Origin of the sequence: Natronospirillum sp., assembly GCF_022565775.1 — a bacterium.
Lineage (GTDB): Bacteria > Pseudomonadota > Gammaproteobacteria > Pseudomonadales > Natronospirillaceae > Natronospirillum.
Genome location: NZ_JAIUMC010000046.1, coordinates 1 through 24,317, shown reverse-complemented (window position 1 = coordinate 24,317; position 24,317 = coordinate 1). Strand labels below are relative to the sequence as shown.

At 59.3% G+C, this 24,317-nt stretch carries 30 protein-coding genes; 19 read left to right on the top strand and 11 right to left on the bottom strand.

The window, feature by feature from the left end:
* Positions 1-97: 97 nt before the first annotated feature.
* Positions 98-925 (bottom strand): hypothetical protein, encoded by an 828-nt coding sequence (locus LAT62_RS10030; RefSeq protein ID WP_293382862.1) that lies wholly within the window; start codon positions 923-925, stop codon positions 98-100.
* Between the two features lie 147 nt (positions 926-1,072).
* Here LAT62_RS10030 and LAT62_RS10025 point away from each other — a divergent pair, with 147 nt between their 5' ends.
* Positions 1,073-1,582, top strand: coding sequence for a GNAT family N-acetyltransferase (locus LAT62_RS10025; protein WP_293382859.1), 510 nt, complete (start codon positions 1,073-1,075; stop codon positions 1,580-1,582).
* 5 nt (positions 1,583-1,587) lie between these two features.
* On the opposite strand, the gene LAT62_RS10020 is transcribed toward LAT62_RS10025, so the two are convergent.
* The 7 genes from LAT62_RS10020 to LAT62_RS09990 form a co-directional block, all read right to left on the bottom strand.
* Positions 1,588-2,346 (bottom strand): Nif3-like dinuclear metal center hexameric protein, encoded by a 759-nt coding sequence (locus LAT62_RS10020; protein WP_293382856.1) that lies wholly within the window; start codon positions 2,344-2,346, stop codon positions 1,588-1,590.
* 86 nt (positions 2,347-2,432) lie between these two features.
* On the bottom strand, positions 2,433-4,247 hold the full coding sequence (gene malZ, locus LAT62_RS10015) for a maltodextrin glucosidase (RefSeq protein WP_293382853.1): 1,815 nt from the start codon (positions 4,245-4,247) through the stop codon (positions 2,433-2,435).
* Positions 4,248-4,436: 189 nt separating this feature from the next.
* A complete protein-coding gene (hisC, locus tag LAT62_RS10010; RefSeq protein WP_293382850.1) occupies positions 4,437-5,540 on the bottom strand; it encodes a histidinol-phosphate transaminase in 1,104 nt (367 codons plus the stop codon).
* A gap of 30 nt (positions 5,541-5,570) precedes the next feature.
* On the bottom strand, positions 5,571-6,881 hold the full coding sequence (hisD, locus tag LAT62_RS10005) for a histidinol dehydrogenase (protein ID WP_293382847.1): 1,311 nt from the start codon (positions 6,879-6,881) through the stop codon (positions 5,571-5,573).
* 53 nt (positions 6,882-6,934) lie between these two features.
* Entirely contained in the window at positions 6,935-7,591 is a 657-nt protein-coding gene (gene hisG, locus LAT62_RS10000) for an ATP phosphoribosyltransferase (protein ID WP_293382844.1), read from the bottom strand.
* A gap of 18 nt (positions 7,592-7,609) precedes the next feature.
* A complete protein-coding gene (murA, locus tag LAT62_RS09995; protein WP_293382841.1) occupies positions 7,610-8,872 on the bottom strand; it encodes a UDP-N-acetylglucosamine 1-carboxyvinyltransferase in 1,263 nt (420 codons plus the stop codon).
* A 4-nt stretch (positions 8,873-8,876) separates the two neighbouring features.
* Positions 8,877-9,098, bottom strand: coding sequence for a BolA/IbaG family iron-sulfur metabolism protein (locus LAT62_RS09990; RefSeq protein WP_293382838.1), 222 nt, complete (start codon positions 9,096-9,098; stop codon positions 8,877-8,879).
* A 204-nt stretch (positions 9,099-9,302) separates the two neighbouring features.
* On the opposite strand from LAT62_RS09990, the gene LAT62_RS09985 reads away from it, so the two are divergent.
* From LAT62_RS09985 to LAT62_RS09925, 13 genes are all read left to right on the top strand, one after another.
* Positions 9,303-10,283 (top strand): calcium/sodium antiporter, encoded by a 981-nt coding sequence (locus LAT62_RS09985; protein ID WP_293382835.1) that lies wholly within the window; start codon positions 9,303-9,305, stop codon positions 10,281-10,283.
* Entirely contained in the window at positions 10,280-11,257 is a 978-nt protein-coding gene (locus LAT62_RS09980) for a KpsF/GutQ family sugar-phosphate isomerase (protein ID WP_293382832.1), read from the top strand. The genes LAT62_RS09985 and LAT62_RS09980 overlap by 4 nt, the downstream gene beginning before the upstream one ends.
* Positions 11,257-11,823 (top strand): LPS export ABC transporter periplasmic protein LptC, encoded by a 567-nt coding sequence (lptC, locus tag LAT62_RS09975; protein ID WP_293382829.1) that lies wholly within the window; start codon positions 11,257-11,259, stop codon positions 11,821-11,823. Before LAT62_RS09980 ends, lptC begins: the two co-directional genes overlap by 1 nt.
* Complete coding sequence (lptA, locus tag LAT62_RS09970) at positions 11,777-12,418, top strand: lipopolysaccharide transport periplasmic protein LptA (RefSeq protein WP_293382826.1); 642 nt, start codon at positions 11,777-11,779, stop codon at positions 12,416-12,418. Before lptC ends, lptA begins: the two co-directional genes overlap by 47 nt.
* Positions 12,372-13,100 carry an LPS export ABC transporter ATP-binding protein gene (lptB, locus tag LAT62_RS09965; protein ID WP_293382823.1) on the top strand — a complete coding sequence of 243 codons (729 nt, stop codon included), beginning with the start codon at positions 12,372-12,374 and terminating at the stop codon, positions 13,098-13,100. Before lptA ends, lptB begins: the two co-directional genes overlap by 47 nt.
* Before the next feature lie 53 nt (positions 13,101-13,153).
* The gene (locus tag LAT62_RS09960; protein WP_293382820.1) at positions 13,154-14,653 is read left to right on the top strand and encodes an RNA polymerase factor sigma-54; all 1,500 of its coding nucleotides are present in this window, start codon (positions 13,154-13,156) and stop codon (positions 14,651-14,653) included.
* 173 nt (positions 14,654-14,826) lie between these two features.
* On the top strand, positions 14,827-15,132 hold the full coding sequence (raiA, locus tag LAT62_RS09955; protein WP_293382817.1) for a ribosome-associated translation inhibitor RaiA: 306 nt from the start codon (positions 14,827-14,829) through the stop codon (positions 15,130-15,132).
* Between the two features lie 6 nt (positions 15,133-15,138).
* Positions 15,139-15,591 (top strand): PTS IIA-like nitrogen regulatory protein PtsN, encoded by a 453-nt coding sequence (ptsN, locus tag LAT62_RS09950; protein WP_293382814.1) that lies wholly within the window; start codon positions 15,139-15,141, stop codon positions 15,589-15,591.
* 13 nt (positions 15,592-15,604) lie between these two features.
* A complete protein-coding gene (gene rapZ, locus LAT62_RS09945; RefSeq protein WP_293382811.1) occupies positions 15,605-16,465 on the top strand; it encodes an RNase adapter RapZ in 861 nt (286 codons plus the stop codon).
* The gene (locus LAT62_RS09940; protein ID WP_293382808.1) at positions 16,462-16,731 is read left to right on the top strand and encodes an HPr family phosphocarrier protein; all 270 of its coding nucleotides are present in this window, start codon (positions 16,462-16,464) and stop codon (positions 16,729-16,731) included. Before rapZ ends, LAT62_RS09940 begins: the two co-directional genes overlap by 4 nt.
* A gap of 4 nt (positions 16,732-16,735) precedes the next feature.
* On the top strand, positions 16,736-17,296 hold the full coding sequence (yjgA, locus tag LAT62_RS09935; RefSeq protein ID WP_293382805.1) for a ribosome biogenesis factor YjgA: 561 nt from the start codon (positions 16,736-16,738) through the stop codon (positions 17,294-17,296).
* Between the two features lie 96 nt (positions 17,297-17,392).
* Positions 17,393-17,965: a sigma-70 family RNA polymerase sigma factor gene (locus tag LAT62_RS09930; RefSeq protein WP_293382802.1), complete on the top strand. Its 573-nt coding sequence runs from the start codon at positions 17,393-17,395 to the stop codon at positions 17,963-17,965.
* Positions 17,958-18,602, top strand: a complete 645-nt coding sequence (locus LAT62_RS09925; protein ID WP_293382799.1) for a ChrR family anti-sigma-E factor — start codon at positions 17,958-17,960, stop codon at positions 18,600-18,602. Before LAT62_RS09930 ends, LAT62_RS09925 begins: the two co-directional genes overlap by 8 nt.
* A 64-nt stretch (positions 18,603-18,666) precedes the next feature.
* Here the strand turns inward: LAT62_RS09925 and LAT62_RS09920 are convergent, their stop codons facing one another.
* Complete coding sequence (locus tag LAT62_RS09920; RefSeq protein WP_293382796.1) at positions 18,667-19,170, bottom strand: GNAT family N-acetyltransferase; 504 nt, start codon at positions 19,168-19,170, stop codon at positions 18,667-18,669.
* 147 nt (positions 19,171-19,317) lie between these two features.
* On the opposite strand from LAT62_RS09920, the gene LAT62_RS09915 reads away from it, so the two are divergent.
* On the top strand, positions 19,318-20,409 hold the full coding sequence (locus LAT62_RS09915; protein ID WP_293382793.1) for an aldose epimerase family protein: 1,092 nt from the start codon (positions 19,318-19,320) through the stop codon (positions 20,407-20,409).
* Here the strand turns inward: LAT62_RS09915 and dapE are convergent.
* Positions 20,387-21,523, bottom strand: coding sequence for a succinyl-diaminopimelate desuccinylase (dapE, locus tag LAT62_RS09910; RefSeq protein WP_293382790.1), 1,137 nt, complete (start codon positions 21,521-21,523; stop codon positions 20,387-20,389). The genes LAT62_RS09915 and dapE overlap by 23 nt on opposite strands.
* A gap of 102 nt (positions 21,524-21,625) precedes the next feature.
* Here dapE and LAT62_RS09905 point away from each other — a divergent pair, with 102 nt between their 5' ends.
* The 3 genes from LAT62_RS09905 to LAT62_RS09895 are packed head-to-tail and all read left to right on the top strand — an operon-like array spanning position 21,626 to position 22,957.
* The gene (locus tag LAT62_RS09905) at positions 21,626-21,904 is read left to right on the top strand and encodes a hypothetical protein (RefSeq protein ID WP_293382787.1); all 279 of its coding nucleotides are present in this window, start codon (positions 21,626-21,628) and stop codon (positions 21,902-21,904) included.
* Positions 21,904-22,278, top strand: coding sequence for a hypothetical protein (locus LAT62_RS09900; protein ID WP_293382784.1), 375 nt, complete (start codon positions 21,904-21,906; stop codon positions 22,276-22,278). The genes LAT62_RS09905 and LAT62_RS09900 overlap by 1 nt, the downstream gene beginning before the upstream one ends.
* Positions 22,271-22,957 (top strand): ElyC/SanA/YdcF family protein, encoded by a 687-nt coding sequence (locus tag LAT62_RS09895; protein ID WP_293382781.1) that lies wholly within the window; start codon positions 22,271-22,273, stop codon positions 22,955-22,957. Before LAT62_RS09900 ends, LAT62_RS09895 begins: the two co-directional genes overlap by 8 nt.
* A gap of 8 nt (positions 22,958-22,965) precedes the next feature.
* On the opposite strand, the gene LAT62_RS09890 is transcribed toward LAT62_RS09895, so the two are convergent.
* Positions 22,966-23,595 carry a DUF2459 domain-containing protein gene (locus tag LAT62_RS09890; RefSeq protein WP_293382778.1) on the bottom strand — a complete coding sequence of 210 codons (630 nt, stop codon included), beginning with the start codon at positions 23,593-23,595 and terminating at the stop codon, positions 22,966-22,968.
* A 306-nt stretch (positions 23,596-23,901) separates the two neighbouring features.
* Between LAT62_RS09890 and LAT62_RS09885 the strand changes: the two genes are divergently transcribed.
* Positions 23,902-24,317, top strand: a 416-nt coding sequence (locus LAT62_RS09885) for a TetR/AcrR family transcriptional regulator (protein WP_293382775.1), incomplete at its 3' end; no start/stop codon positions are given.

Sequence of the window (24,317 nt, the reverse complement as noted above, 5' to 3'; positions counted from 1 at the left end):
CGACTATTTCTTTTTAAAGATTAAGTCCGCCTTTCCCGGAAAGGTGCGATGAACCTTTTTTTATGCCTGACGCATACGCGCCAGAGTTGCCATCTCCTCAGTGATCACGTCGATCAGAACCGTCCTCCGAGGGCGAGCGATCGTCGCCCAGCAGCGTCTGATCTGCGCCCTCTTCTTCCTCTGGCGTATCCTCATCCGGCGGATCAACGAACTCCTGCAGCCACCGATATACCAGCGCCAGCGCCGCAATCTGCACCACACTGAAATATACAGCTACCACTACGGCCACCGGGGCACCCAGCGGCCCCAGCGCGGTTTGCAGAAACATCGGGACCAGGCTGATGATCAACGGGAAAAGCACACCGATCATGCCAACCCGCCAGTAATGCCCGGCCGCCATCTGCCCGGCAGCACGCAGGCCGCCACGTTGCCCCAGGGCAATCCGTGGCAGGACCATGGAAAAACGGCCATAAACCGCGATACCGGCCACCAGCCCGATAATTACCGCCAGATTGGCAAATACCGGCACATTGGTCATGATGGCAATGGCGACCAGCGGCATGCTGATCAGACTGGCCAGCACCAGAACAATCAACGGCAGGCCGATACTCCAGAGCAGGTAGCCGGTCTCTCTGCCGGTCCAGCGCAAGCCGCCGCTGCCGCCATCCAGACTGCCCTTGATGAAAATCTGGTGTGCAGGCACGGCGATCATGGCCGTCACCACCAGCCCCAGAATGCCAAACAGCGCCAGATAGAAGACTGAATCTTCGCCCGCCTCGGGGCTGCCCACGAAAGCCCCCGACACCTGCAGCAGAATCAGCAGGCCCAGTGGCCACTGAATGGCCGGCAGCAGGTTGGTTCGCATCTGCACAGGCAGGCGAAAGGCTGCGGTGACCACCTCCAGGATGGGAAGTTTGAGTTTCATCGGCACTTGCATCATCATCTCCTGACAGCGCCGGGACAGCCCACGGCGACACAACGATGGCCGTATTGTGCCAAGGCGCGGCGGAAAGTCCACCCGTTATGCCGCCTATCGGCCTGCTGAGCGCAGCTTTTGATTCTGGAACCCCGAATGCAGCTACGAAAGGCTAAAAAGCGAGACCTGAGCGCCATCGTGCGTATCTACAATGCGTCCATTCCGGACGGAATGGCAACCGCTGACACCGAACCGGTCACCATGGAAGAGCGCCAGGGCTGGTTTGCCTCGCATCAACAACCGGCCTACCCATTGCTGGTGGCTACCGCGCCGAACGAACGCCATACGCTCTGGGGCTGGGGCAGCCTGAGTGCCTTCTACGGCCGTCCGGCTTATGCAGGCACGCGGGAAGTCGCTATCTATATCGCGCCGGAGGCTCGCCGCAGAGGCGTCGGCACCACCCTGCTGACCGCCCTGATAGACGAAGCGCGTCAAGCCGAGCTGCATACCCTGCTGGCCTACATTTTCAGCCACAATGAACCCAGCCTGAATCTGTTTCGACAGGCCGGATTTGCAGTCTGGGGGCATTGTCCGGGCGTGGCGCGCAATCAGGGGCAGGCGATCGACTTGACCATCCTGGGGCTGACACTGTCCAGTGCCCCTTAGGCAGATTAGACCGGAATCGGACAGTCGATGAACTGGTGCTCCAGCCCCAGATCAGCCACCAGCTTTTCACCGACCGCCTGCACACCATAACGCTCGGTGGCATGATGGCCTGCCGCAAAAAAATGAATACCCAATTCGAGTGCAGCATGCGCGGTAGGCTCGGATATTTCGCCGGTCACAAAGGCATCTGCCCCCAGCGCGGCGGCTTCATGAATCATCCCCTGGGCAGCACCCGTGCACCAGGCGACATGGCTTATGGTTTCCGGCCCGCCGGGCACGTGTATCGGAGTGAAGTCGAGCAATTGCTCCAGTTGTACGCGCAGGCTCTCCGCATCCTGGGGCGCCGCCGTAGTGCCCCGGTTGCCGATGGGGCGGGCCTCGTTGCGCAGACTGCCGGTGACCTTCCAGCCCAGCCGCCTGGCCAGTTGAGCATTGTTGCCCAGCACCGGATGGGCATCCAGCGGCAGATGATAGGCCCACAGGGATACGCCCGCCTCGAGCAGGGTGGCTATCCGGCGTTGCTTCATGCCGGTAATGCAGGGGTCTTCGCCTTTCCAGAAGTAGCCATGATGCACCAGAACCGCATCAGCATTGTTGGCAATGGCGGCGTCGAGAAACGTCTGACTGGCAGTCACGCCGGTAACCAGCTTGCGCACCGGCCGCCGACCCTCCACCTGTAGTCCATTGGGGCAGTAATCCTGAAAAGCCGAGGGCTCCAGCAGGTTGTTCAGGTGAATGTCCAGTTCTCTGATGGCTACAGCCATGGGCCTTACTCCCGATAGATCGGCTTGCGGTTCGCACTATTGAACTGTGCCCGCGACAGAGAATCAACCATGAGCCCGCAACGCGTTCAGTCTGTTCGCCACAGACGGGTCGTTTCCGGCGCCACGGACAGCACCATCGCTCCGTCACTGTCCGTCTCGAGGCACTGACCGGTTTCCAGGCCCCGCCAGGTACGACCTGCCAGAGGCAATTGGGCCGAAGACAGCGGGATGGTCAGTGGTTCATTACTTCGATTGACTGCCACCAGCACACCCTGTTCGCCGGTAAAGCGCGCAAATACCCAGTGATCTTCTCCTGTATCCAGATCCAGCACGCCGCCTTCACGCAAGGCCGGCAATGCCTTGCGCCACGCGATGGCTTGCTGGCTGGCTTCCAGCAGGTCGTGATGCCAATGGCTTTCATGCCAGGGGAAGGGGCGCCGGCAATCCGGGTCTTCTCCGCCCTGCAGGCCGATTTCGTCCCCGTAATACAAACAGGGAACACCCAGATAAGCCATCTGCAGGCGCACCGCCATCACCAGGCGCCGCCAATTGCCTTCCAGCAGTGTCAACAGCCGAGGTGTGTCATGACTGTCAAGCAGATTGAACTGGCAGCGGGCAATCTGAAACGGCAGCTTGGCGCGAGCCTCGCGCATCCAGGACGCCAGCTCATGACCGCTGAGGCGTGCGGGATCTCTGTTAAGGTCGCGCCCGGCCAGAAACATCCAGAGCGGGTGCATGAAGCCATAGTAGTTCATGGCCGCGTCTTCCTGATCGCCCTGCAACCAGGCCGTTGCTTCGAAAAAATGCTCACCCAGCAGATAGGCTTCGGGGTCTTCCTGCTTGATCACTCGGCGCATGGCCTGCACGTGGCGAGCATTGTTCCTGGCGCCGGGCCCCTCACCCAGCATATGGATGACATCCAGGCGCCAGCCATCGGCACTGTAAGGTGGCCGCAGCCAATGGCGCAGCACCGAATGGTCGCCCGCATAACAGTGGTCCACCACGTCAGGATTGCTGAAATCAAGCACGGGCAGAGACTTGTGACCCTTCCAACTGGCGTAGTCTCCATCGGCATCCAGATAATAGTCGCAATAGGGGCGTTCACCGGCTCGGGCTCGCTGAAACCAGTCATGCTCGACCGAGGTGTGGTTCAGCACGCCATCCAGCAGCAGTCGCATGCCCCGCTCTCGGGTTTCGTGGCGCAGCGATACCAGCGCCTCGTTACCGCCGAGGCGCGGGTCGACCTGATAATAGTCCAGCGTGTCGTACTTGTGACTGGAGTCGGAATGGAACACCGGGTTCAGGTATATTGCAGTAATGCCCAAGGTGTTCTGCAGGTAATCGAGGCCTTCGGTGACACCCGGCAGGTCGCCATGGAAGAACTCATTGGGGCCGTCTTCCTGGCGCGGTGCCTCATGCCACTGGCGCGAGCGCATGGCGCGTTGACCCAGATAGCGATAGGCACCATCCGGCTCGTTCAGTGAAGGATCACCATTGCGAAACCGGTCGGGAAAAATCTGATAGAAAATCTGCTCGGCCACCCAGTCTGGTGGCGGCTGGTGGGCCCATTTGAAGGCGACCTCACGCGGCGGCTGCCGCCCGTGTTCACCGTCGGCGGCCAACCAACGACGCCCTTCATCAACCGCCACCTTGAACACATAGGGGGTATGGGGACGTATCGCATCCAGAGGTATGTCGCCCTGCCAGACTGCTCCGGTCTGCCCTGCCTGAACGGGCAGCGGCGTCATGGGTACCCGTTTTTCTTCATTGTCGGGGTCAATGCGAATCCAGGCCGCGGTCACCGCTTCGGGGTGCGTGCCAAGGACCTGAAGACGCAGTGTCAAACCGGCAGCAGTTGCTGTCAGATGGCTCGGAATCGGTTGATGATACAGCCTGATCACACGTTTTCCTTATTCTGCTTGTGGGTAACCGGAAGGTTGTGCAGAAAAAGCGTAGCGACAATCGGCGGCAACGATCAGATTGAATTGCGACCGAGCACAGGAACTCAGCCTTTTGCAATCGGTTACACCCCCGGCAGGAAAAATCCCACCCCGGGAGCGTAACATCAGCTTAGCGGGACACTAGGTGCATCAGCACTGCCGCAAGGCGGCGATCAGGGCGTCATTTTCTTCGCGGGTGCCGACGGTCAGGCGCAGACAGTCTTGCAGCAGAGGGTGGCTGCCATCCAGGCATTTGATCAGCACTCCCTGCTCACGGCACTTATCCAGCCAGCGTCGAGCCTGACCCTCCGGTGTACGCACCAGAATAAAGTTGGCCTCTGACGGCCATATCCTGGCCAGCGGCAGCTCTTTCAGCACGGAGGCCAGTCGTTCGCGTTCCTCGCGAATCTGCCGGGTCTGTGCTTCCAGTACCGGGAAATGCTCCAGCGCAAAGCGGGCGCTGGCCTCGGTCAGCACATTGATATTGTAGGGCAGACGCACCTTGTCGATCTGCTCCAGCCAGGCCGGGCGACCCATCAGCATGCCCAGACGCAGGCCAGCCAGACCGACCTTGGACAGGGTGCGCATGACCAGCAGATGTTCGTAATCATCCAGCAGGTGCAGATAGTCTGCGTCGGTGAAGGCGGTATAGGCTTCGTCGATGACGACAAGACCGGGCGCCGCCTCGATAACCCTTCGCAACTGCTCCACACCCCACAGGTTGCCAGTCGGGTTGTTGGGCTGGGCAAGGAATATGATGGCCGGCTGTTCCGCTTCTATGGCACGCAACAGGCGTGGCATATCCAGATCGAAATTTTCATCCAGATCGACACCGCAGAAATCCATATGCAGAAATTCGGCAATCATGCGAAACATCACGAACCCGGGCTGCGGGGCCATCACCACCCTTCCCGGCCCGGACACCGTCATCATCAGCAATTGAATCAGTTCATCCGAACCATTGCCCAGCAGCAAACCGTAATCGTTGCGCAATCCGAAGCGCGCGCGCAATCCCGCTTTCAGTTCCTCCGCCTGCGGAGAGGGATACCGATTGAGCGCCACCTCCTGCATCATGGTCGCCCACTGCTGACGCAGGTCCTCTGGCCAGCGATACGGATTTTCCATGGCGTCCAGCTTGATCAGGCCGGCGGAGGGCGGCACCGGATACGCCTTGAGCTGAGAAATTTCCGGGCGTACCCAGCGTTCAATCTGGCGCTCAAGCTGGTCGCTGGCGTTCACAGGTTTGGAAGTCATTCAATCTGCTCTCCTCGGTGGATGCCGCTGTCAGTCCTTGATCCGCAATTCTGCACTGCGCGCATGTGCGGTGAGCTGTTCACCACGCGCCAGCGGCCCGGCCGAACGTCCAAGCTCAGAAGCCGATTGGGCCGTGCAATGGATAATGGATGTCTTCTTCTGGAAATCGTAGACCCCGAGCGGCGAGCTGAAGCGTGCGGTTCCGGAGGTCGGCAACACGTGATTGGGGCCTGCCACATAGTCGCCGAGCGCTTCCGAGGTATAGCGCCCCATGAAGATGGCGCCGGCATGGCGAATCTGGTCAAGGTACTGCTCCGGATTCTCGACGCTGAGCTCCAGGTGTTCCGGCGCAATCCGGTTGACCAGGGTCATGGCCTCGGTGAGGTCACGTACCTGAATCAGAGCACCCCGGTCGGTCAGTGACTGGCGGGCAATAGCCTCACGCTCCAGGCTGGGCAGCAGACGGCTGATGGCAGCTTCGACCGCTCCCAGGAACTCGGCGTCCGGCGAGATCAGAATGGCCTGGGCATCCGGGTCATGTTCAGCCTGGGAAAACAGGTCCATGGCGACCCAGTCCGGATCCGTCTGGCCGTCACAGACGACCAGAATCTCGGAAGGTCCCGCAATCATGTCGATGCCGACCTGACCAAACACATAGCGCTTGGCAGTGGCGACGTAGATGTTGCCCGGCCCGACAATCTTGTCCACGGCGGGAATGGTCTCGGTGCCATAGGCCAGTGCTGCAATAGCCTGCGCACCGCCTACGGTAAAGACCTGATCGACGCCGGACTGCCAGGCGGCCGCCAGCACCAGATCATGGATCTGACCATCCGGCGTCGGGTGTGCCATCACAACTTCCGGTACCCCGGCAACGCGTGCGGTCACTGCCGTCATCACCACTGAACTGGCCAGCGGTGCTGTGCCGCCGGGCACATAGAGGCCCACTCGGTCAACCGGGCTGACCCGCTGACCCAGCGTGGTGCCACCCGCATCAGTAAACTGCCAGTTGTCCTGTCGCTGATGTTGATGAAATTCACGCACCCGATCCACCGAGACCTGCAGCGCCTTTTGCAATGGAGCTGACAGGCGCTCATTGGCCGCGCGCAGGGCATCCGGGCCCAGCACCATATCGGCCGGGGCGGAGAAATCGGTGCGATCAAACCGGTTGGTATACTCCATCACGGCGATATCGCCGCGCGTGCGCACATCCGCAATGATCTTCTGCACCGCATCGTTGACGCCAGCGTCGGAGACACCTTCCCAGGCCGTCAGTGTTGCCAGGCGCTGGTCAAAATCGGCGTCCCGGGTATCAAGGCGGTGAATCAGGGTTTGCTCTTTCATCGTTTCACTACTTTGTCTGCTGGGGTTGACGAGTTTATTCTGCGCAACGGTGCTCAGGCCGATACCTGCACCGCCTTGTGCAGGCGCTCCACAATGGGCTGCAGCCGGGCTGACTTGGTCTTGTAGCCTGCGCGGGAAGCGACCAGCCGGGTAGAGACGTCATGAATATGCTCCAGCGGTTCAAGCCCATTGGCGAGCAACGTGCCCCCGGTATCGACAATATCCACAATGCAGTCTGCCAGGTCCATGATGGGTGCGAGCTCCATGCCGCCGTATAGCTTGATGATATCCACCTGGCGGCCCTGGTCGGCGAAATAGCGCCGGGCCACATTGACAAATTTGGTGGCTACCCGCATGCGACCCTCCGGCATGCAATGGCCGCGCAGGGCGGCGGTCATCAGACGACAGCGCGAGATGCGCAGATCAAGCAGTTCATACATGTCCTGCGCGCCGTGCTCCAAAAGCACGTCTTTGCCGGACACACCCAGGTCAGCTACACCGTATTCCACATAAGTAGGTACGTCGGTTGCACGTATAACGATCAATCTCACATCCGGCAGATTGGTTTCGAAAATCAGCTTGCGACTGGTGTGGATGTCTTCGGCCGGCACGATCCCGGCCTGTTCCAGCAGCGGCAAGGTTTCTTTCAGGATGCGCCCTTTGGACAATGCAATGGTAATGGGTGACGCCTGGGTTTGCTCTTCGGTCATATTGGATCCAGGCTCCCCTCAGCCAGCCACGCGACGGATGCTCGCGCCCAGTTGTTGCAGTTTCTCTTCAATACATTCATAGCCACGGTCTATGTGATAGATGCGATCGACCATGGTCTCCCCTTCCGCCACCAGACCGGCCAGCACCAGACTGGCAGACGCCCGCAGATCCGTGGCCATCACTGGCGCCGCCTTGAGTTTCTCGACCCCACGAATGATCACGGCATTGCCCTTGATGGTGCAGTCGGCGCCCATGCGGCTCAGTTCCTGAATATGCATGAAGCGGTTTTCGAAAATCGTTTCCTCGACCGTGCCGGTGCCTTCTGCCACCGCATTCAAAACGGTGAACTGGGCCTGCATATCGGTCGGAAAGGCGGGATAAGGCGCCGTTGTGACGTTCACGGCCTTGGCGCGCCGCCCTTCCATATCGAGCGTGATGGTCTGCCCCTCGATATCGATCTTGGCGCCCGCCTCTTCCAGTTTGCGCAGCACCGATTCCATGGTTTTGGGGTCGACATTTTTCAGTTTGACCCGACCGCCGGAAATGGCTCCGGCGACCAGATAGGTGCCGGCTTCAATACGGTCCGGGCAGATGGTGTGATCACATCCGTGCAGTTTTTCGACACCCTGCACGACCATGGTGTCTGTACCAATACCCTCGATGATGGCCCCCATGGCCACCAGGCAATTGGCCAGATCCACGACTTCGGGCTCGCGGGCGGCATTCTCGATCACGGTCTCGCCTTCAGCCAGAACCGCGGCCATCAGTACATTCTCGGTGCCGGTGACGGAGACGGTATCGAAAAAGTAGGGAGCGCCCTTCAGGCGGCCGTCGACCCGGGCCTTGATATAGCCGTCTTCCATCTTGACCGTGGCGCCCAAGGCTTCCATACCGCGCAGGTGCAGATCCACCGGGCGGCTGCCAATGGCACAGCCACCGGGCAGCGACACATTGGCCTCGCCATAGTGCGCCAGCAGCGGCCCCAGAACCAGAATGGAGGCTCGCATCGTCTTCACCAGTGAATACGGCGCAGTGCAGTCTTTCAGGGTACCGGCATTGATCTGCACGCCCATGTCTTCATTGATCAGCACCTCGACGCCCATGCAGACCAGCAGTTCTATCATGGTGGTGATGTCGTTCAGGTGCGGCAGGTTGCGCAGCGTGACCGGCTCGTCTGTCAGCAGTGTTGCGGCCAGAATGGGCAATGCGGCGTTCTTGGCGCCGGAAATCCGGATGCTGCCGGAGACAGGGCCACCGCCAGTGATCAGCAATTTATCCATGATGTCAGTCTGACGCCCCCAGATCCATGGTCACCGCGTGGATCGCGCCACTCTGGATAAATTCGTTCAGGTGCCCATATACAATCTGCTGTTGCTTGACCGGCATCATGCCCTTGAAAACATCGCCACGCGCCCGAACGTGAAATTTGGCATCACCGCCAGTGACCGCAACTGTGCAGTCCGGCAGGGCGGCTTCCAGAATCTGTTTGACCTGCTCTGGGGTCATGGCACACCTCATTGGTAAAAGGGCCCGCATTATAGGGCAATTCAAGCCGCTTAACCACCGGCGGCAGGCTTCGGTTACACCCTGCGTACAGCTCTGCGACAGCGGGCTCTGCCCAGCCGACCCGGACCTTGCCAGCGGCCCCCTCTATCCCGTCTAATGGCCGTTGTCTGCACCAAATGACCCCGGAGTGGCCACAACCCTACCATGACCTTTCTGCTACCCATCATGGCCTTCATCAGCGGCCTGGCCCTGCTGATCTGGAGCGCCGACCGGTTTGTACATGCTGCTGCTGCCACTGCCCTGCGTCTGGGGATAAGTCCGCTGCTGATCGGGCTGACGGTCGTGGCGTTGGGTACCAGTGCCCCGGAAGTGCTGGTCTCGGCCAGTGCGGCCTGGCAAGGCAGCACGGCCATGGCGCTGGGCAATGCCCAGGGGTCCAATGTCGCCAACATCGCCCTGATACTCGGTCTGGTGCTGTTGCTGGCTCCGGTGCCGGTACCCCCGGGCCTGGCCGGCCGCCAGGCACTGGCTTCTCTGGCAGCGATCGGCCTGCTGGGCTATACGCTGCATGACCTGACGCTAACTCGACTGGATTCCGCTTTGCTGCTGCTGGGACTGGTCGCTTATCTTGTCCTGACTCTGCACCAGGCACAGCGTGACCGACGCCTGGCCAGTGCCGCTGCCTCGGCAGCCAATACCGAAGCCGTTCAGCCCGGCCCCCTGCGCAAAGAGGTACTGTTGTTGCTGGCCACCCTGCTGCTTCTTTTGCTGGGGGCCCGCCTTCTGGTCTGGGGCGCCAGCACGGCAGCGCGCGAGCTTGGCATCAGCGAACTGGTCATTGGCGCCACCATAGTCGCCCTCGGCACCAGCCTTCCGGAGCTGGCAACCGCCATCAGCAGTACATTGCGTCGACATCACGACATGACTCTGGGCAATCTGCTGGGCTCCAATGTGTTCAATATATTCGCGGTGATCGGCACAGCTGGTATGATCGGCCCGGATGTACTGGAGTCGGCAATATGGCGCCGAGACTTCTTGTTTCTGGCGCTCAGCGGGCTCATGCTCGTAGGCCTGATCTGGCTCTACCGGCTGCAGAAGAAGAATATCCATCGTCTTTGGGCCTTGCCTTTGCTGGGACTCTATGCAACCTATATTCTGCTGAACTACAGGGCATTGATCATATGACCCGACAGACCTTTGACTATCTCGCCGCGGCCCGGCGTACTCTGACCATGGAAGCCGAGGCACTGCTGGCCTTGACCGAACGGCTGGATGAACACTTCATCAAGGCCTGTGATCTGATTCTTGCCAATCAGGGGCGGGTGGTGGTTACCGGCATGGGCAAATCCGGCCATATTGGCAACAAGATAGCCGCCACGCTGGCCAGTACCGGAACCCCGTCCTTTTTCATGCACCCCGGTGAAGCCAGCCATGGCGATCTGGGCATGATAACGCGCCAGGATCTCATTGTGGCGCTGTCCAACAGCGGTGAAACCAGAGAAATCATTGACCTGCTGCCGGCCATCAAGCGGCTGGGGATTCCGGTCGTAGCCATCACCGGCCAGATCGAGTCCACCCTGGGTCAGGAGGCAGACGCAACACTGGACAGTGGTGTCGATGTCGAGGCTTGCCCACTCAACCTGGCACCGACCTCCAGTACAACGACGGCACTGGTGTTGGGTGATGCCCTGGCCATTGCGCTGCTGGAGGCGCGCGGGTTTTCGGCGGAAGATTTTGCGTTCTCGCATCCGGGGGGCAGCCTGGGCAAGCGGTTGCTGCTTAAGGTCGGTGATATCATGCAAGGCGAAAGCAGAGTGCCCTCGGTGCCACTGACCGCGTCCTTGCAAGAGGCGTTGCTCGAGATGACTCGAAAAGGGCTGGGCATGACCACCATTCTGGATGACGACCGCCATCTGCTGGGGGTCTACACCGATGGTGACCTGAGACGTACCTTCGAGCGACAACTGGATGTCAACAAAACCGGCATCCGTGATGTCATGCATCCGGGGGGCAAGACCATCCATTCAGGCGCGCTGGCTGCCGAAGCCCTGTACCACATGGAGCAGGCCCAGATTACATCGCTGGTCGTGGTCGACGCCTCCGATCGCGTTGCGGGTGTGGTACATATGCACGACCTGCTGCGCGCCGGAGTAGCCTGATGCGCCGCTGGCTGGCCCTGGCAGCTGCGGTTATCGCGGTCGGGGTGGGTGTCCTGCTGCTGCAATGGCAAGACCGGCAGCCCATACCGGAAACGGTAGAGACTACCGAAGAGGCACCACAGCTGGTCATGTCAGCGCTGCGCCGCGTCACTACCAACACCTCGGGTGAATGGCAGTCAACACTGTTGGCAGACGAAGCACGTTATTTCGAAGCGGCTGACCGCCTGGACCTGCTTAACCCCCATCTGTGGAGACGCAGTGAGGATGACGACCAGGAAATCATCGCCCGCCGCGCCACCCTGCTTGATGGCACACACTGGACGCTGTTGGACGACGTGGTTGTGATCAGCAACCCGGACACGCCCCAGCCGTCAATGATTCATACCGATTTCCTGGAGTATGATACGATCACCGATATTGCCACTACGGCGCTGCCTGTCCGGCTGGAACAGACCGGACGCCTGTATACGACCGCTATTGGCATGACCCTCAACCTGTCTACCCAGGAGTTCGATCTGCATGAAGCAGTGCGCACTCGTCTCTATCCAGAGACCCAAGCTCAATAGCCGTGGCCGGCGACGTCCAGACGTCTGGCGGCCGCTGACGCTCGCTGCGCTCTGCCTGCTGACCGCTGGCAGCCTCGCGCTGCCCGGCGACCGGGAATTACCGGTGGATATCCAGGCTGACCGCAACCGCGGCAATCTGGCGGCCAATGAAATCATTTATCTGGGTGACGTGCGCATCGAGCAGGGGACGCTGATCATTGTCGGCGATGAGGTACGCGTTTATCGCACCGAGAACAACGATATCGAGCGCATGGAAGCCTATGGCGCGGAGCCGGCACGCGTCTCTGACCAGTTGCAGGAAGACCAGCCCTACACGCACCTGTTCGGCCTGCAGGTCATTTATGATGCCGAAGCCGGGTTCATTACTGCCACCGGCGAAGCCCGGCTGCAGCAGGGGCGCAACCTGGTGACAGCGCACTATATTCGATACAACCTCGAGACCGAAGAATTCGAGTCCGATCGCCAGGCCCCTGACGGTTCAACCGGCGCCCGGGTCAGCATGTGCCTTATACCTGATAACAGTGAATCCGACGAGGAAATGGACCCCGATGCCGAAGCAGCTCAGCGCCCGACATCTTGCCAAACAGTACGGTAAGCGGCGCGTCGTTACCGATGTGTCGTTATCGGTGTCCACTGGCGAAGTGGTCGGCCTGCTGGGCCCCAATGGCGCCGGCAAGACGACCTGTTTCTACATGATCGTGGGCCTGGTGCCTTCAGATGGTGGTGACATACTGCTCGACGACCAGTCCATCACCGGGCTGCCCATGCACAAGCGGGCGCGCATGGGTGTGGGCTATCTGCCACAGGAAGCTTCCGTATTCCGCAAACTGACCGTGGCCCAGAATCTGATGGCGGTACTGGAGCTGCGCAAGGAATTGAGCCGCGCCCAGCGTCATCAGAAAATGGAAGCGCTGCTGGAAGAGTTCACCATCACCCATATTCGTGACAGTCAGGGTATTGCCCTGTCCGGAGGCGAGCGCCGACGGGTCGAGATAGCCCGGGCCCTGGCCTCCGAGCCCGATTTCATTTTGCTGGATGAACCCTTTGCCGGCGTCGACCCCATTTCGGTGTCCGACATCAAGACAATTGTCTACCAACTTCGGGACAAGGGCATCGGCGTGCTGATCACCGACCACAATGTGCGCGAAACGCTCGATATCTGCGAGCGCGCTTACATTGTTGGAGGTGGTACTATAATTGCAGAGGGCGACGCAAACGCTATACTATCCAACCAGAAAGTCCGGGAAGTCTACTTGGGCGAAAATTTCCGTCTCTAATTTTTTTACTCCATGTCTGTGATCGCGTCACGACAGATCGTATCAGGAGCACTATGAAGACCAGTCTGCAGTTAAAGATGAGTCAGCAGTTGACGATGACCCCGCAACTGCAGCAAGCCATAAGGCTTTTGCAACTCTCTACGCTGGATCTGCAACAGGAAATTCAGGAGGCCCTCGACTCGAATCCTTTGCTGGAGGTCGAGGAAGAGAACGTTCCGGACAAGGTGGACGCCAACCCTTCAGACAATACCGACTATGACCGCAACACCCAGAATGACGCGGTCAGTGAAGGTGAAGTGTCGTCCGAACTGAACTGGGACGACAAGATTCCGGAAAACCTGGCGGTCGACAGCAACTGGGATGATATTTACCAGCACACGCCCACGGCTGCCTCTGCACCCAGCTCGGATGACGACTTCAACTATGAAAACCAGACAGTAACCGGTGACGATCTCTATGCACACCTGATGTGGCAATTGAACCTGACCCCGATGAGTGATCGGGATCAGATACTGGCTCGCGCCATCATCGACTCGGTAGAACCTTCCGGCCTGCTGTCCTCCACCCTGGAGGACATCTTCGAGGGCGTCGCTGAAGAGCTCAGCACCGAAGACAATCCCCTCGAGATGGACGAAATGGTGGCGGTGCTGCATCGTCTGCAGCAGTTTGATCCGGCCGGTGTCTGTGCGCGCTCACTGAGCGAATGCCTGACCATTCAGTTGCGCCAGTTCCCGGAAGGGACCCCGTTGGTGCGCGAAGCGATTCAACTGGTCAACGATCACCCTGACCTGCTGGTGAGCAAGGACTACCAGCAGATCATGCGCAAGATGCGGATCAAGGAAGAGCAACTGCGCGATACCCTGTTGCTGATCCAGCAGACCAACCCGCGGCCCGGCTCTTTTATCGCCAGTGGCGATTCCGAGTACGTCATTCCGGATGTTGTAGTGGCCAAGGACCTGGAGCGCAACTGCTGGCGGGTGGAACTCAACCCGGAGATTGCCCCCCGGCTGCGCGTCAACAGCGACTATGCCTCCATGATCCGGCGCGCCGACAACAGCGCCGACAACACCTATATCAAGGACAATCTGCAGGAAGCCAAGTGGTTCATCAAGAGCCTGCAAAGCCGCAATGAAACACTGCTCAAGGTGGCTACCCAGATCGTAGAGCACCAGAAGGGGTTCCTCGAGTTCGGCGAGGAGGCAATGAAACCGCTGGTACTGCACGACATTGCCGAAGCGGTCGAGATGCATGAGTCGACCATTTCGCGGGTCACCACGCAGAAATACATGCATACCCCCCGGGGTGTGTTCGAACTCAAGTACTTTTTCTCCAGCCATGTCAGCACCAACAGCGGCGGCGAGTGCTCCTCCACGGCCATCCGGGCCCTGATTCGCAAACTGATCGGCAGCGAGAATACCCGAAAGCCACTCAGTGACAGCAAGATAGCCAACCTGCTGAAAGATCAGGGCATCAACGTGGCCCGGCGAACCATCGCCAAATACCGCGAAGCCATGGGCATTCCCCCGTCAAATGAACGCAAAAGTCTGCTTTGAGTGTTTGTCGGCGCGGTGCTGTAGTTGCAGCGCAAACCGACTACAATTACAAATAGGAAGTACGCGGTAATACGGGGTCAGGCAAGTCAACGCCGGCCCGGGCTTCAACCACAGGCAGCCGTTGCCAGGCAGGCAGCTGGCCTGCCCGGATATCCCTCAAAAGGAGTCATCCTATGCAAATCAATATCAGTGGTCATCACGTCGAACTGACCGACGCCCTGCGCGAGTACGTCAACACCAAGATGGACAGACTGGAGCGACATTTCGACCAGATCAGCAATGTGCAGGCGACCCTGAGTGTGGAAAAGCAACGACAGAAAGCGGAAGCCTCCGTCAACATCAAGGGAGGCCAGCTGTTTGCCGATGCAGAACATGATGATATGTATGCCGCGATTGATCTGATGATTGATAAGCTGGACCGACAACTGCTCAAACACAAGGAGAAGGCTGTTGACCGTGCCCATGGCAACGGTCGCTGACACCCCATGACCAATCTGAACCAAGTACTGGAAGTCGGGCGCACCCTGGTGGGTGCGGCCGGCAACAGCAAAAAGAAATCCCTCGAATTCATCAGTGAGCAATTGCAGGCCGCTGATCCGGCGCTCAGTGCCGATCAGGTCTTCACCAGCCTCAATGAGCGCGAACGTCTAGGCTCTACCGGGTTCGGCAATGGCGTCGCCATTCCTCACTGCCGGATGCCGGACTGCACGCGCCCCATGGGCCTTCTGGTGCGCTTGGCCGAACCGGTCGATTTCGATGCCATGGACCAGAAAAAGGTCGACATCCTGTTTGCTCTGGTGGTACCACAGGAGGCCAACAACGACCATCTTCAGTTGTTGTCGCAGATTGCCGAGCGTTTCAGTGACGATCACCGACTGTCCAACATGCGTGCGGCAGATACCTCCGAAGCCTTGTACAACGCCTTCATAAACGAATAGGGAGCCTGTTCAGGTGGAACTGGTACTGATCAGCGGGCGCTCTGGCTCCGGCAAGAGCTCAGCTCTGAATGTTCTAGAGGATGTGGGCTACAACTGCATAGACAACCTGCCGGTAACCCTGTTGCCCGAACTGGCGCGGGAGATGCAGGCCGGTCATCTGGGCGAAAAGGTAGCGATCTGTATCGATGCCCGCAATGCGATGCGGGCGCTGCAGAAGTTCCCCGAAATCGTGCGCCAGCTTCCGGAAAGCCTGCGTCTGGATATTGTCTATCTGGATGCCCAAGACGACACCCTGTACAAACGCTTCTCGGAAACCCGGCGCAAGCACCCCCTGACCAATGACACTCTGGCGCTGATGGAAGCCATCCGCAACGAGCGGGAACTGCTGGACCCGGTGCTCAATATGGCGCACCTGAATATCGACACCACGGGTCTCTCGATCTATGAGTTGCGCGACCAGGTCAAAACCCGGATCACCGGCACCAGTCGGCAGAAGATGGCACTGCTGTTCATGTCCTTTGGCTTCAAGCATGGCGTGCCCCACGATGCCGATATGGTTTACGATGTGCGCTGCCTGCCCAACCCCTACTGGGACCCTGCCCTGCGCAAGTATTCCGGGCTGGATGAACCGGTGCAGAAGTTTCTGCACCAGGAGCAGGACGTTCATGACATGATCGGCAGCATTCAGTCCTATCTGGAACGCTGGCTGCCGGCCTATGAAGCCAACAACCGGTCCTACCTGACCATTGCCGTCGGCTGCACGGGCGGCCAGCACCGATCAGTCTTCATCGCGCAGCAACTCGGACGCCTGCTGAAGCAAGACAATATGACGGTTCAGGTGCGTCATCGGGAGCTGAAAGCCACTCTGTCATGATCCGCGACACTATCACCATCATCAACAAACTGGGGCTGCATGCCCGCGCGTCAGCCAAGCTGAATGCACTGGCGCAGCAGTTCGAATCCCGAATTGAAATCGAGCGGGACGGACAGACCGCTGACGCCAAAAGCATCATGTCCATCATGATGCTGGCCGCCAGTATGGGTACCGAGATCATTCTGGAAGTCGAAGGTCCGGATGAAGAAGAGGCGTTCTGCGCCTTGTGTGAACTGATCAACAATCGCTTTGATGAAGGAGAGTAGTCCATTGAACAGTAAGGACAGCGGCTCTCCCTACGAGCGGCCGGCAGACGATGAAATAGAATGGGTTTCACGCACCGAGATGAAGCGGGAAGCAGAGCGCATGCGCGTGCTGGCCGACCGCCTGACGGCTCTGTCCGAAGCGGATCTTGTCGAGCTGGAACTGCCGGAAGGTCTGCTGCTGGCCATTCGCGAAGCACGGCGGCTGACCAAGCCTGACGCGCGCAAGCGGCAGTTGCGCCATGTCGGCAAGCAGTTGCAAAAGCTGGACAGTGAGCGGCTGGTACAGCGCCTCGAGCTGTTCGATGCCAGCAGTGATCTCTACCAGCAGATCACCCAGCTCTGTGAACGCTGGCGCGATGACTTGCTGTCCGATCCGGATGCTCTGACCCGACTGCTGGACAGCTATCCGACAGCGGACCGACAGTATTTGCGACAACTCGTGCTGAACGTGAAACGCGAGCAGGACCGACAACCCCCCGGACCCCAGTTGGCGCGCCAACGTAAAAAACTCCTGCAAACCCTGCGCGAACTCATCACCGAGCACTTTCCTGCCAACCCAGACTGATCCGCTTGTAAAAAACCGGCGTAAATGTGGAAAACCCGGTAAGGCTGGCTCATGATGCGCAGTACAGTGAAGACTAGAACAGGCAGCAATTACACCGTGAAAGCATCGGATGAATGGGCAGATTGCCTTGAAGCGATAGCGGAAAGACAGGATCGCAAGTCCTTCGTCAATCTGTTCAACCATTTTGCGCCGCAGATCAAGGGCTACGCGAGATCCAGCGGCTTGACCGCCATGGGCGATGCGTTGGCCGATGAACTCGTGCAGGAAACCATGACCAATCTCTGGCGCAAGGCACACCTGTTCGATCGCTCCAAAGCCTCAGCCACCACTTGGGTTTTTACCATAGCGCGTAATCTGCGCGTCGACCTGCTGCGGCGCCAGAGGAAGCATCACACAACCTTGTCCTCGGACGACCTCTGGCAGGAGCCGCACACTGAAGGTGATGGCGCCGACTGGGTCGAAAAGGGATACCTGGAAAGACAGATTCGACTGGGCATAGCACAGCTGCCCGTGGATCAGAGACAGGTCATCGGCAAAGTATTTCTCGAGGACAAGTCTCATCAGGAGGCCGCGGAGGACCTCAACTTGCCCCTTGGAACTGTAAAATCGCGCATCCGACTCGCGTTGAAGAAATTAAGAGTTGGGCTGGAGGCTGACAGCAATGAGTAAATTTCATCCTGATCAGGCCAGGCTGGCAGATTATGTTGCCGGCACCTTGAGCTACCATGAAACACTGATGATTGCCGTGCACCTGCACTTCTGTCCGGAATGCAAGGCGTATGTCCAGGGGCTGGAAGCGCTGGGCGGCGTGCTGCTGGATGATCTGCCCGGTGAACCGGTCAGTGATTCGCTGTTGCAGGCGACGCTTAATGCTATCGAGTCCAAGCCTGAAGCGGAGCGTCGCACCGAGCCCTCCTACCGGCATCCGGAAGTGCCAGCACCGCTGCAGAAGCTGGTACCGAGCGGTTTCGACACCCTGCCCTGGCGCAAGCTGCTGCCGCATCTGCAGGTGTGCGACATAGAAATCAGCCCCAACGGGCCCAAGATTTCGTTGCACCGTATTCGCCCCGGTGGCCGCATTCCGCGCCATACCCACCGTGGAGACGAGTACACAGTGGTTCTGAAAGGCGGTTTCTCAGACAGTCTGGGCGACTACAACCCGGGTGATTTCCTCTACCGGTCTGGTGAGCACGAGCATGAGCCCGTGGCTGCCGAGAGCGAAGAGTGTATCTGTCTCACCGTAACTGAAGAACCGTTGAAGATGACCAACTGGAAATGGCGCTGGATGAACCCGTTCCTCAGCTGAGCCATTACGCTGTCTGGCCTGCCCGGTGTGAAATTCTGTCCCGGCAGGCCGCAAAAGACCGCAGTCAGGCGCTCGCCAGCACCATCTTCTGGTGCGGAATGTCATCTTCAAGGTAGGGTAGCCCTTCTGGCACAAACCCAAGCGACTGATAGAAGCCACTGAGCCGCAGCTGAGCACCCAGCCAGATTGGGTTGCCCGGAAAGTGGGTACGTGTCGCGTCCATGGCGCGGCGCATCAGCTCAGACCCCAGGCCGGTGCCTCGAGCGGCGTTCGTGACCAATACCCTTCCGATCCAGACCCTTTGCTCGACATCCGGCGGCAGGATACGGGCATAGGCGGACAGCCCCTGAGCTGACCACCCCTGCAGGTGCAAGGCAGTCTGGTCTTCATCATCCAGTTCAGGATAGGGGCAAGTCTGCTCGACGATGAAGATGTCGACCCGTGCCCGCAGGATGGCATAGAGCGAATGGGTGCTGAGGGCCTCAAACGCGTCCAGGCGCCAGTTCAGGCTCAGGGGAAGGCCACTTTGATCATTGGGGGTCCCGGCTCCGGGGTGGTCGATAAACAAGATAGAACCTGCTGTTTTGGCACTGGATATTCAATGGGTGGACAGTCTAGCGACCCATGACGGGCATGACCAGTGTGCTGTCTGCACAGCACCAATCTGTCGTGCAAAATGCTACACTGCCGAGCGAGAAATTTGCGGAGTATCTGAATGACCCAACCCGATTCAGCCTTTGAGCCCGTTATTCGCCAACCCATGGCGGGCAGTGGCGCCACCAGAGCCACCGTGTTCAGCCTGCGCCAAGGGCCTGTTGAAGTTCAGGTCACCGATGCCGGCGCCAGCCTCTATCGCGTCATCACGCCCGATCGGCATGGTGCGCGCGGCGATATTGTATGTGGGCCAAGACTGGCCGAGCAGTTTCTGGGCAACAAGCCCTACATGGGCGCTACAGTAGGTCGCTATGCCAACCGCATCGCGGGTGCCCGGTTTACCCTTGACGGACAAACCAGTGAACTGGTGGCCAATGAAGGCGCCAATACCCTGCATGGAGGCGAGTGCTGGCATCGACACCTGTGGCAGGCCTCTGTACCGGAGCGGGCGACCGAGCCGACAGTCCGCTTCACCTATCACTCACCTGCCGGAGAAGGCGGTTTTCCCGGCAATGTGGCCGCTCATGTGCGCTATTCACTGCGCAAGGACGGTGCTCTGCAGATCTCGTTTTTTGCCGAAACCGACGCGCCGACTGTGGTCAATATGACCAATCATGCCTATTTCAACCTCAACGGAGCGTACTATCAAAGCCTGCGCGGCCATCATGTGCGACTCTTCGCGCAGCAGATCACCGAGTCAGGCCCGGGTGACCTGCCGACAGGCCAACTGCTGGATGTTGGCGGAACCCCGTTTGATCTGCGCCAGCCACTGGATATCGGACGCTTGCTTGAAGACTTGCCGGACGCACTGGTGCGTACCAACGGGTTTGACCACAACTATGTCTACAAGACGGCGAACAACGAACAACTGGTCGATATGGCGCTGATAACCAGCGCACAGACCGGTCGCACACTGCGCATCAGCAGTAGCCAGCCAGGCATGCAGTTTTACACGGGCAACTACATGGGTGGTCAGCCGGGGCCGGAGCCTGAGCGCACCTATGACAATCATCAGGCATTCTGCTGTGAGCCACAGCACTTCCCTGACACACCGAACCAGCCTCATTTCCCGCAGTGCACCATAGCACCGGATCGGCCCTATCGTCAGACCATGGTGATGCGCTTCGGGCTCACCGACGCGCCAGCAGGTTGACCATCAGCTGGTAGTACATCTCGGTCAGCAGGTCGAGGTCGCGCACGCTCACGCATTCGTTCACCTGATGGATGGTCCGGTTCACCGGACCCAACTCCACCACCTGTGAGTTCATGATACTGGCAATAAAGCGCCCGTCTGAGGTGCCGCCGGCCGTGGACAGCAGGGGCGGCTCGCCCCGCACCTTGTTGACCGCCTGCACGGCGGCTTCAACCAGCGCACCTTCCTCAGTGAGGAAAGGCAGCCCCTTGACCTCGAACTCGAGACTGTACCTCAGGCCGTGCCGATCCAGAATGGCGCCCACTCGCTCCTGTAACTGCTCGGCAGTTACTTCCGTTGAATAGCGAAAGCTGAACTGGATTTTGGCGTCACCGGGAATTACATTCGTCGCACCGGTACCGCTGTTGAAGTTGGCCACCTGAAAACTGGTGGCCGGAAAAAAGTCATTGCCCTGATCCCACTCGGTCGCAGCCAGCTCGGCCAGAGCCGGCGCCAGTCGGTGCACCGGGTTGTCCGCCAGATGCGGGTAGGCAACATGCCCTTGCTGACCATGCACCGTCAGATACCCCAGCATCGACCCTCTGCGGCCATTCTTGATCACATCACCGACCTGCTCCGTGCTCGAGGGCTCGCCGACCAGCGCCATATCGATATGATCACCGCGCGCCTGCAGCGCCTCTATCACACGTACCGTGCCATGGTAGGCATTGCCCTCTTCATCGCTGGTAATAAGAAAGCCGAGCCGGCCCTGATGATCGGGGTGGTCTTTGGCGAAGCGCTCTGCCGCCACTGTCATGGCAGCCAGCGAGCCCTTCATGTCCGCAGCTCCGCGGCCATGCAGGTAGCCGTCCGCCACCGTGGCGGCAAAGGGTGGATGGGTCCAGTGCTTTTCGTCTCCGGTGGGCACCACATCCGTGTGCCCGGCGAATACCAGCAATGGGCCGGAGTCGCCTCGCGTGGCCCAGAAGTTGGTGACATCCTCGAAATTCATGTCTTCACAGGTGAAGCCGGCGGCCGTCAGGCGCTGCCGCATCAGGGGCTGACACTGGCCGTCAGTCGGGGTAATGGAGGGTTCGCGAATCAGGGCCTGGGCAAGTTCTAAAGTCTGGCTCATGTGCTGCTGTGCTACCGAATCTGTACAATGAAGCGCGCGAGTATAGCAAAGTGACCCCAGGCCGGACAGGCACGGCCGTGCATCGGATTTCGAGAGGTGGCCATGGCAGAAAGCCGGCGCCAGCGTCTGGCGCGCTGGATCAAGCATCGAGCAGAGGAACCGCAGCGCAATATGGCGCTCTTTACCTCCGGCTGTCTGATTCTGATGGGCGGGCTTTTTGTTATCATCATGGCAGAGCTGCTGCTGGAGCCTTCCCTGACTCAGGAAATTGCAGCCGGCAGCGGAGTCCTGCTGGCTGCAGGCGGCGGCATACGTGCCCTGTATGGCTATTTGTCGATCGGGCTGTTTAAATTGCTGAAATATTTCCTCTCGGATTCCTGATGCAGAACGATATCGAGATATACCTCCGCGGGGCTGATCCGCAACTGATCTGCCGCTGGCTGCGCGAGGTATTCGGGCAGGCTCCGCAGCCGATCAACAGCAGTGATCGCAACCGCGTTCTGCGCTATCGTATAGTGGCAGATGACGTTGTGATTCCGCTGCTGCTGGTGGTCCGGGGTGATTGGACGTCGGTATGGTTCAATTCCGGACTGACACCCTGGAGCAACGATTTCGACTGCGCCAGTGATGCTGTTCGCCACCTGGGCCAAACAGCACGCTGCACGGATGGTGGCTGGCAGGAAGGGGATGACCCGGATCGCTTCCTCGAAATAACGCCTGAGGGCGTCAGCAAGGTAATCTGGCGGGATGGCTAAACAGGACAACTTGTTGATTGATGCGACGCGTCGCCCGCCGCCACTCTGGAAGGTCTGGCTGCTGCGCAGCGTTTATACCCTGCTGAGCAGCCTCGGCCTGCTGCTTTGCCTTCTGTTGACCATTGATCTGTGGATTTCGCTGCAATCGCGTGACCGGATTACCAATGATCCCGAGTTCCTGCGCCCCACTGAATACGGTGTAGTGCTGGGCACCGCCAAGTATTACAGCGGCGGGCTCAATCCCTTCTACCAGGCACGCATGGACGCCGCAGCCAGTCTCTACCACTCCGGTCTGGTAGAGCAGTTGATCGCCTCCGGTGATCACAGCACCCCTTTCTATGACGAACCCGGCATGATGCTGGAGGACCTGATGGCCCGGGATATTCCCGAGCAGGTTATTCTGCGCGATGGCGGAGGCATCCGCACACTGAATTCCATGCGCCGCCTGCGTACCGAGTTTGGGCAGACGGAGGCCATTATCGTGAGCCAGCGCTTCCATCTGGAGCGTGCCCTCTACCAGGCGCGTGCAGCCGGCATTGATGCGCAAGGTTACGTGGCAGAAGATGCGCCACTGCGCTGGCACTGGCGGGTCCGGTTGAGAGAAGTACTGGCCCGGGTGTCGGCCGTCATCGATATCCATATCTTGCGTCGGGCGCATGATCCCAGTCTTCATGGCTGATCAGTGCGTCACTGACTGAGTGACTCCAACTGCTCCATGACGCCACTCGCCCTTATCACGCCGGAGGGTTCGACGGGCAGGCCGGCAGCCTGCAGCATTTCCAGAGTCCATGTGTTGCAGGTGCGGCGCAGATGAAAGCGGCCTTCGCCGGTGAAAAACAGACTCCGCGCATACAAGCCTGCACCACCCGGCTGCACGGCACCCTCTTCATCCAGCTCAAACGAAGCGGCTATGGCCTCGGTCATGGCGATCATCCCTGCCTCATCAACTGACAAACTCATCACTTCGCTGGCCGGGAAATAGTCATCCGGATGATCGGGCAGCGCCACCACATGCATGACCGAGTCAGTCGGCCACAGGGCGGCCGGTGCCATCAGCCAGGGGCTGTCCTCACCGCGCTGATAATACTCGGCATCACCCCAGCCGAATTCATAATAGGGTGCCTCGCCCAGATAATCGGGGACAAACGCCAGTGCGTCGTGAAGATCCTCTGCGGCGATCACCACCCCGGTATGCCAGCTGTAGCGGGTAATATGAACCTCTGTCGCCAGCAACGGCAGCGACAGCAGGCACAGCGCTGACAGCAAAGCCAGACGCCTGAACCCGCCACTCCGATATTGTCTCTTGCGTTGGTACATGGCCTTCATCATGTCCCCGGCAGCAATGGCATTTCAAGTATCGCACTTTCAAGTTAGGCCAGCAGCACGTGGTTTCGCAACGAACAGCTTGATGGGCTCCTGATTTTTCGCAGTATTTATACGTTTATCTTCAAGCAACCAGTGTCCGGCTGTTTAATTGGGCAACTTTCATCGTGTGGTCTGCGGTCTCTGGCCAAAAAGACATCACGCCGGGTTAGCGGGCCGGCATCGAGGGATGTGGAAAGGGTAATCTGCTAGACTTCTGCGCAGGAGCAAGCAGGCAGACCCCAGAGGCACACAGGCAACATGGCAGACACGGAAAAACGCACCTACCACCATGGCAATCTCAGAGATGCACTGATTGAAGCTGCCTTCGAGCATTTGCAGGAAGACACACTGGATTCCCTCAGTCTGCGTGGTCTGGCCCGACGCGTGGGTGTAACACCTGCTGCGGTGTACAACCACTTCTCGGACAAGACGGCGTTGCTGGTCGACCTGAAAGCTGAAGCGTTCGGCATTCTGGACCAGTTTCTGCTGGAGGCCGTGCAGGACATCCCGCCCGAGCAGACGGAGCAACGCATCCGGGCCATGGGCCATGCCTATCTGGCCTTTGCCCAGGCCCATCCGTCGGTGTTCAAACTGACGTTCAACTGGGCCCCCGACCTGGATCGCCTGACCGAGGAGTTCATGGCGGCAGGGTCACGCGGGGAACTGTTTCTGCG

Coding starts and splice junctions, on each gene's coding strand:
- LAT62_RS10030 (WP_293382862.1), bottom strand. CDS start 925: ATGAAACTCAAACTTCCCATCCTGGAGGTGGTCACCGCAGCCTTTCGC.
- LAT62_RS10025 (WP_293382859.1), top strand. CDS start 1,073: ATGCAGCTACGAAAGGCTAAAAAGCGAGACCTGAGCGCCATCGTGCGT.
- LAT62_RS10020 (WP_293382856.1), bottom strand. CDS start 2,346: ATGGCTGTAGCCATCAGAGAACTGGACATTCACCTGAACAACCTGCTG.
- hisC (WP_293382850.1), bottom strand. CDS start 5,540: ATGACTTCCAAACCTGTGAACGCCAGCGACCAGCTTGAGCGCCAGATT.
- hisD (WP_293382847.1), bottom strand. CDS start 6,881: ATGAAAGAGCAAACCCTGATTCACCGCCTTGATACCCGGGACGCCGAT.
- hisG (WP_293382844.1), bottom strand. CDS start 7,591: ATGACCGAAGAGCAAACCCAGGCGTCACCCATTACCATTGCATTGTCC.
- murA (WP_293382841.1), bottom strand. CDS start 8,872: ATGGATAAATTGCTGATCACTGGCGGTGGCCCTGTCTCCGGCAGCATC.
- LAT62_RS09990 (WP_293382838.1), bottom strand. CDS start 9,098: ATGACCCCAGAGCAGGTCAAACAGATTCTGGAAGCCGCCCTGCCGGAC.
- LAT62_RS09985 (WP_293382835.1), top strand. CDS start 9,303: ATGACCTTTCTGCTACCCATCATGGCCTTCATCAGCGGCCTGGCCCTG.
- LAT62_RS09980 (WP_293382832.1), top strand. CDS start 10,280: ATGACCCGACAGACCTTTGACTATCTCGCCGCGGCCCGGCGTACTCTG.
- lptC (WP_293382829.1), top strand. CDS start 11,257: ATGCGCCGCTGGCTGGCCCTGGCAGCTGCGGTTATCGCGGTCGGGGTG.
- lptA (WP_293382826.1), top strand. CDS start 11,777: ATGAAGCAGTGCGCACTCGTCTCTATCCAGAGACCCAAGCTCAATAGC.
- lptB (WP_293382823.1), top strand. CDS start 12,372: ATGCCGAAGCAGCTCAGCGCCCGACATCTTGCCAAACAGTACGGTAAG.
- LAT62_RS09960 (WP_293382820.1), top strand. CDS start 13,154: ATGAAGACCAGTCTGCAGTTAAAGATGAGTCAGCAGTTGACGATGACC.
- raiA (WP_293382817.1), top strand. CDS start 14,827: ATGCAAATCAATATCAGTGGTCATCACGTCGAACTGACCGACGCCCTG.
- ptsN (WP_293382814.1), top strand. CDS start 15,139: ATGACCAATCTGAACCAAGTACTGGAAGTCGGGCGCACCCTGGTGGGT.
- LAT62_RS09940 (WP_293382808.1), top strand. CDS start 16,462: ATGATCCGCGACACTATCACCATCATCAACAAACTGGGGCTGCATGCC.
- LAT62_RS09925 (WP_293382799.1), top strand. CDS start 17,958: ATGAGTAAATTTCATCCTGATCAGGCCAGGCTGGCAGATTATGTTGCC.
- LAT62_RS09915 (WP_293382793.1), top strand. CDS start 19,318: ATGACCCAACCCGATTCAGCCTTTGAGCCCGTTATTCGCCAACCCATG.
- dapE (WP_293382790.1), bottom strand. CDS start 21,523: ATGAGCCAGACTTTAGAACTTGCCCAGGCCCTGATTCGCGAACCCTCC.
- LAT62_RS09905 (WP_293382787.1), top strand. CDS start 21,626: ATGGCAGAAAGCCGGCGCCAGCGTCTGGCGCGCTGGATCAAGCATCGA.
- LAT62_RS09900 (WP_293382784.1), top strand. CDS start 21,904: ATGCAGAACGATATCGAGATATACCTCCGCGGGGCTGATCCGCAACTG.
- LAT62_RS09895 (WP_293382781.1), top strand. CDS start 22,271: ATGGCTAAACAGGACAACTTGTTGATTGATGCGACGCGTCGCCCGCCG.
- LAT62_RS09890 (WP_293382778.1), bottom strand. CDS start 23,595: ATGTACCAACGCAAGAGACAATATCGGAGTGGCGGGTTCAGGCGTCTG.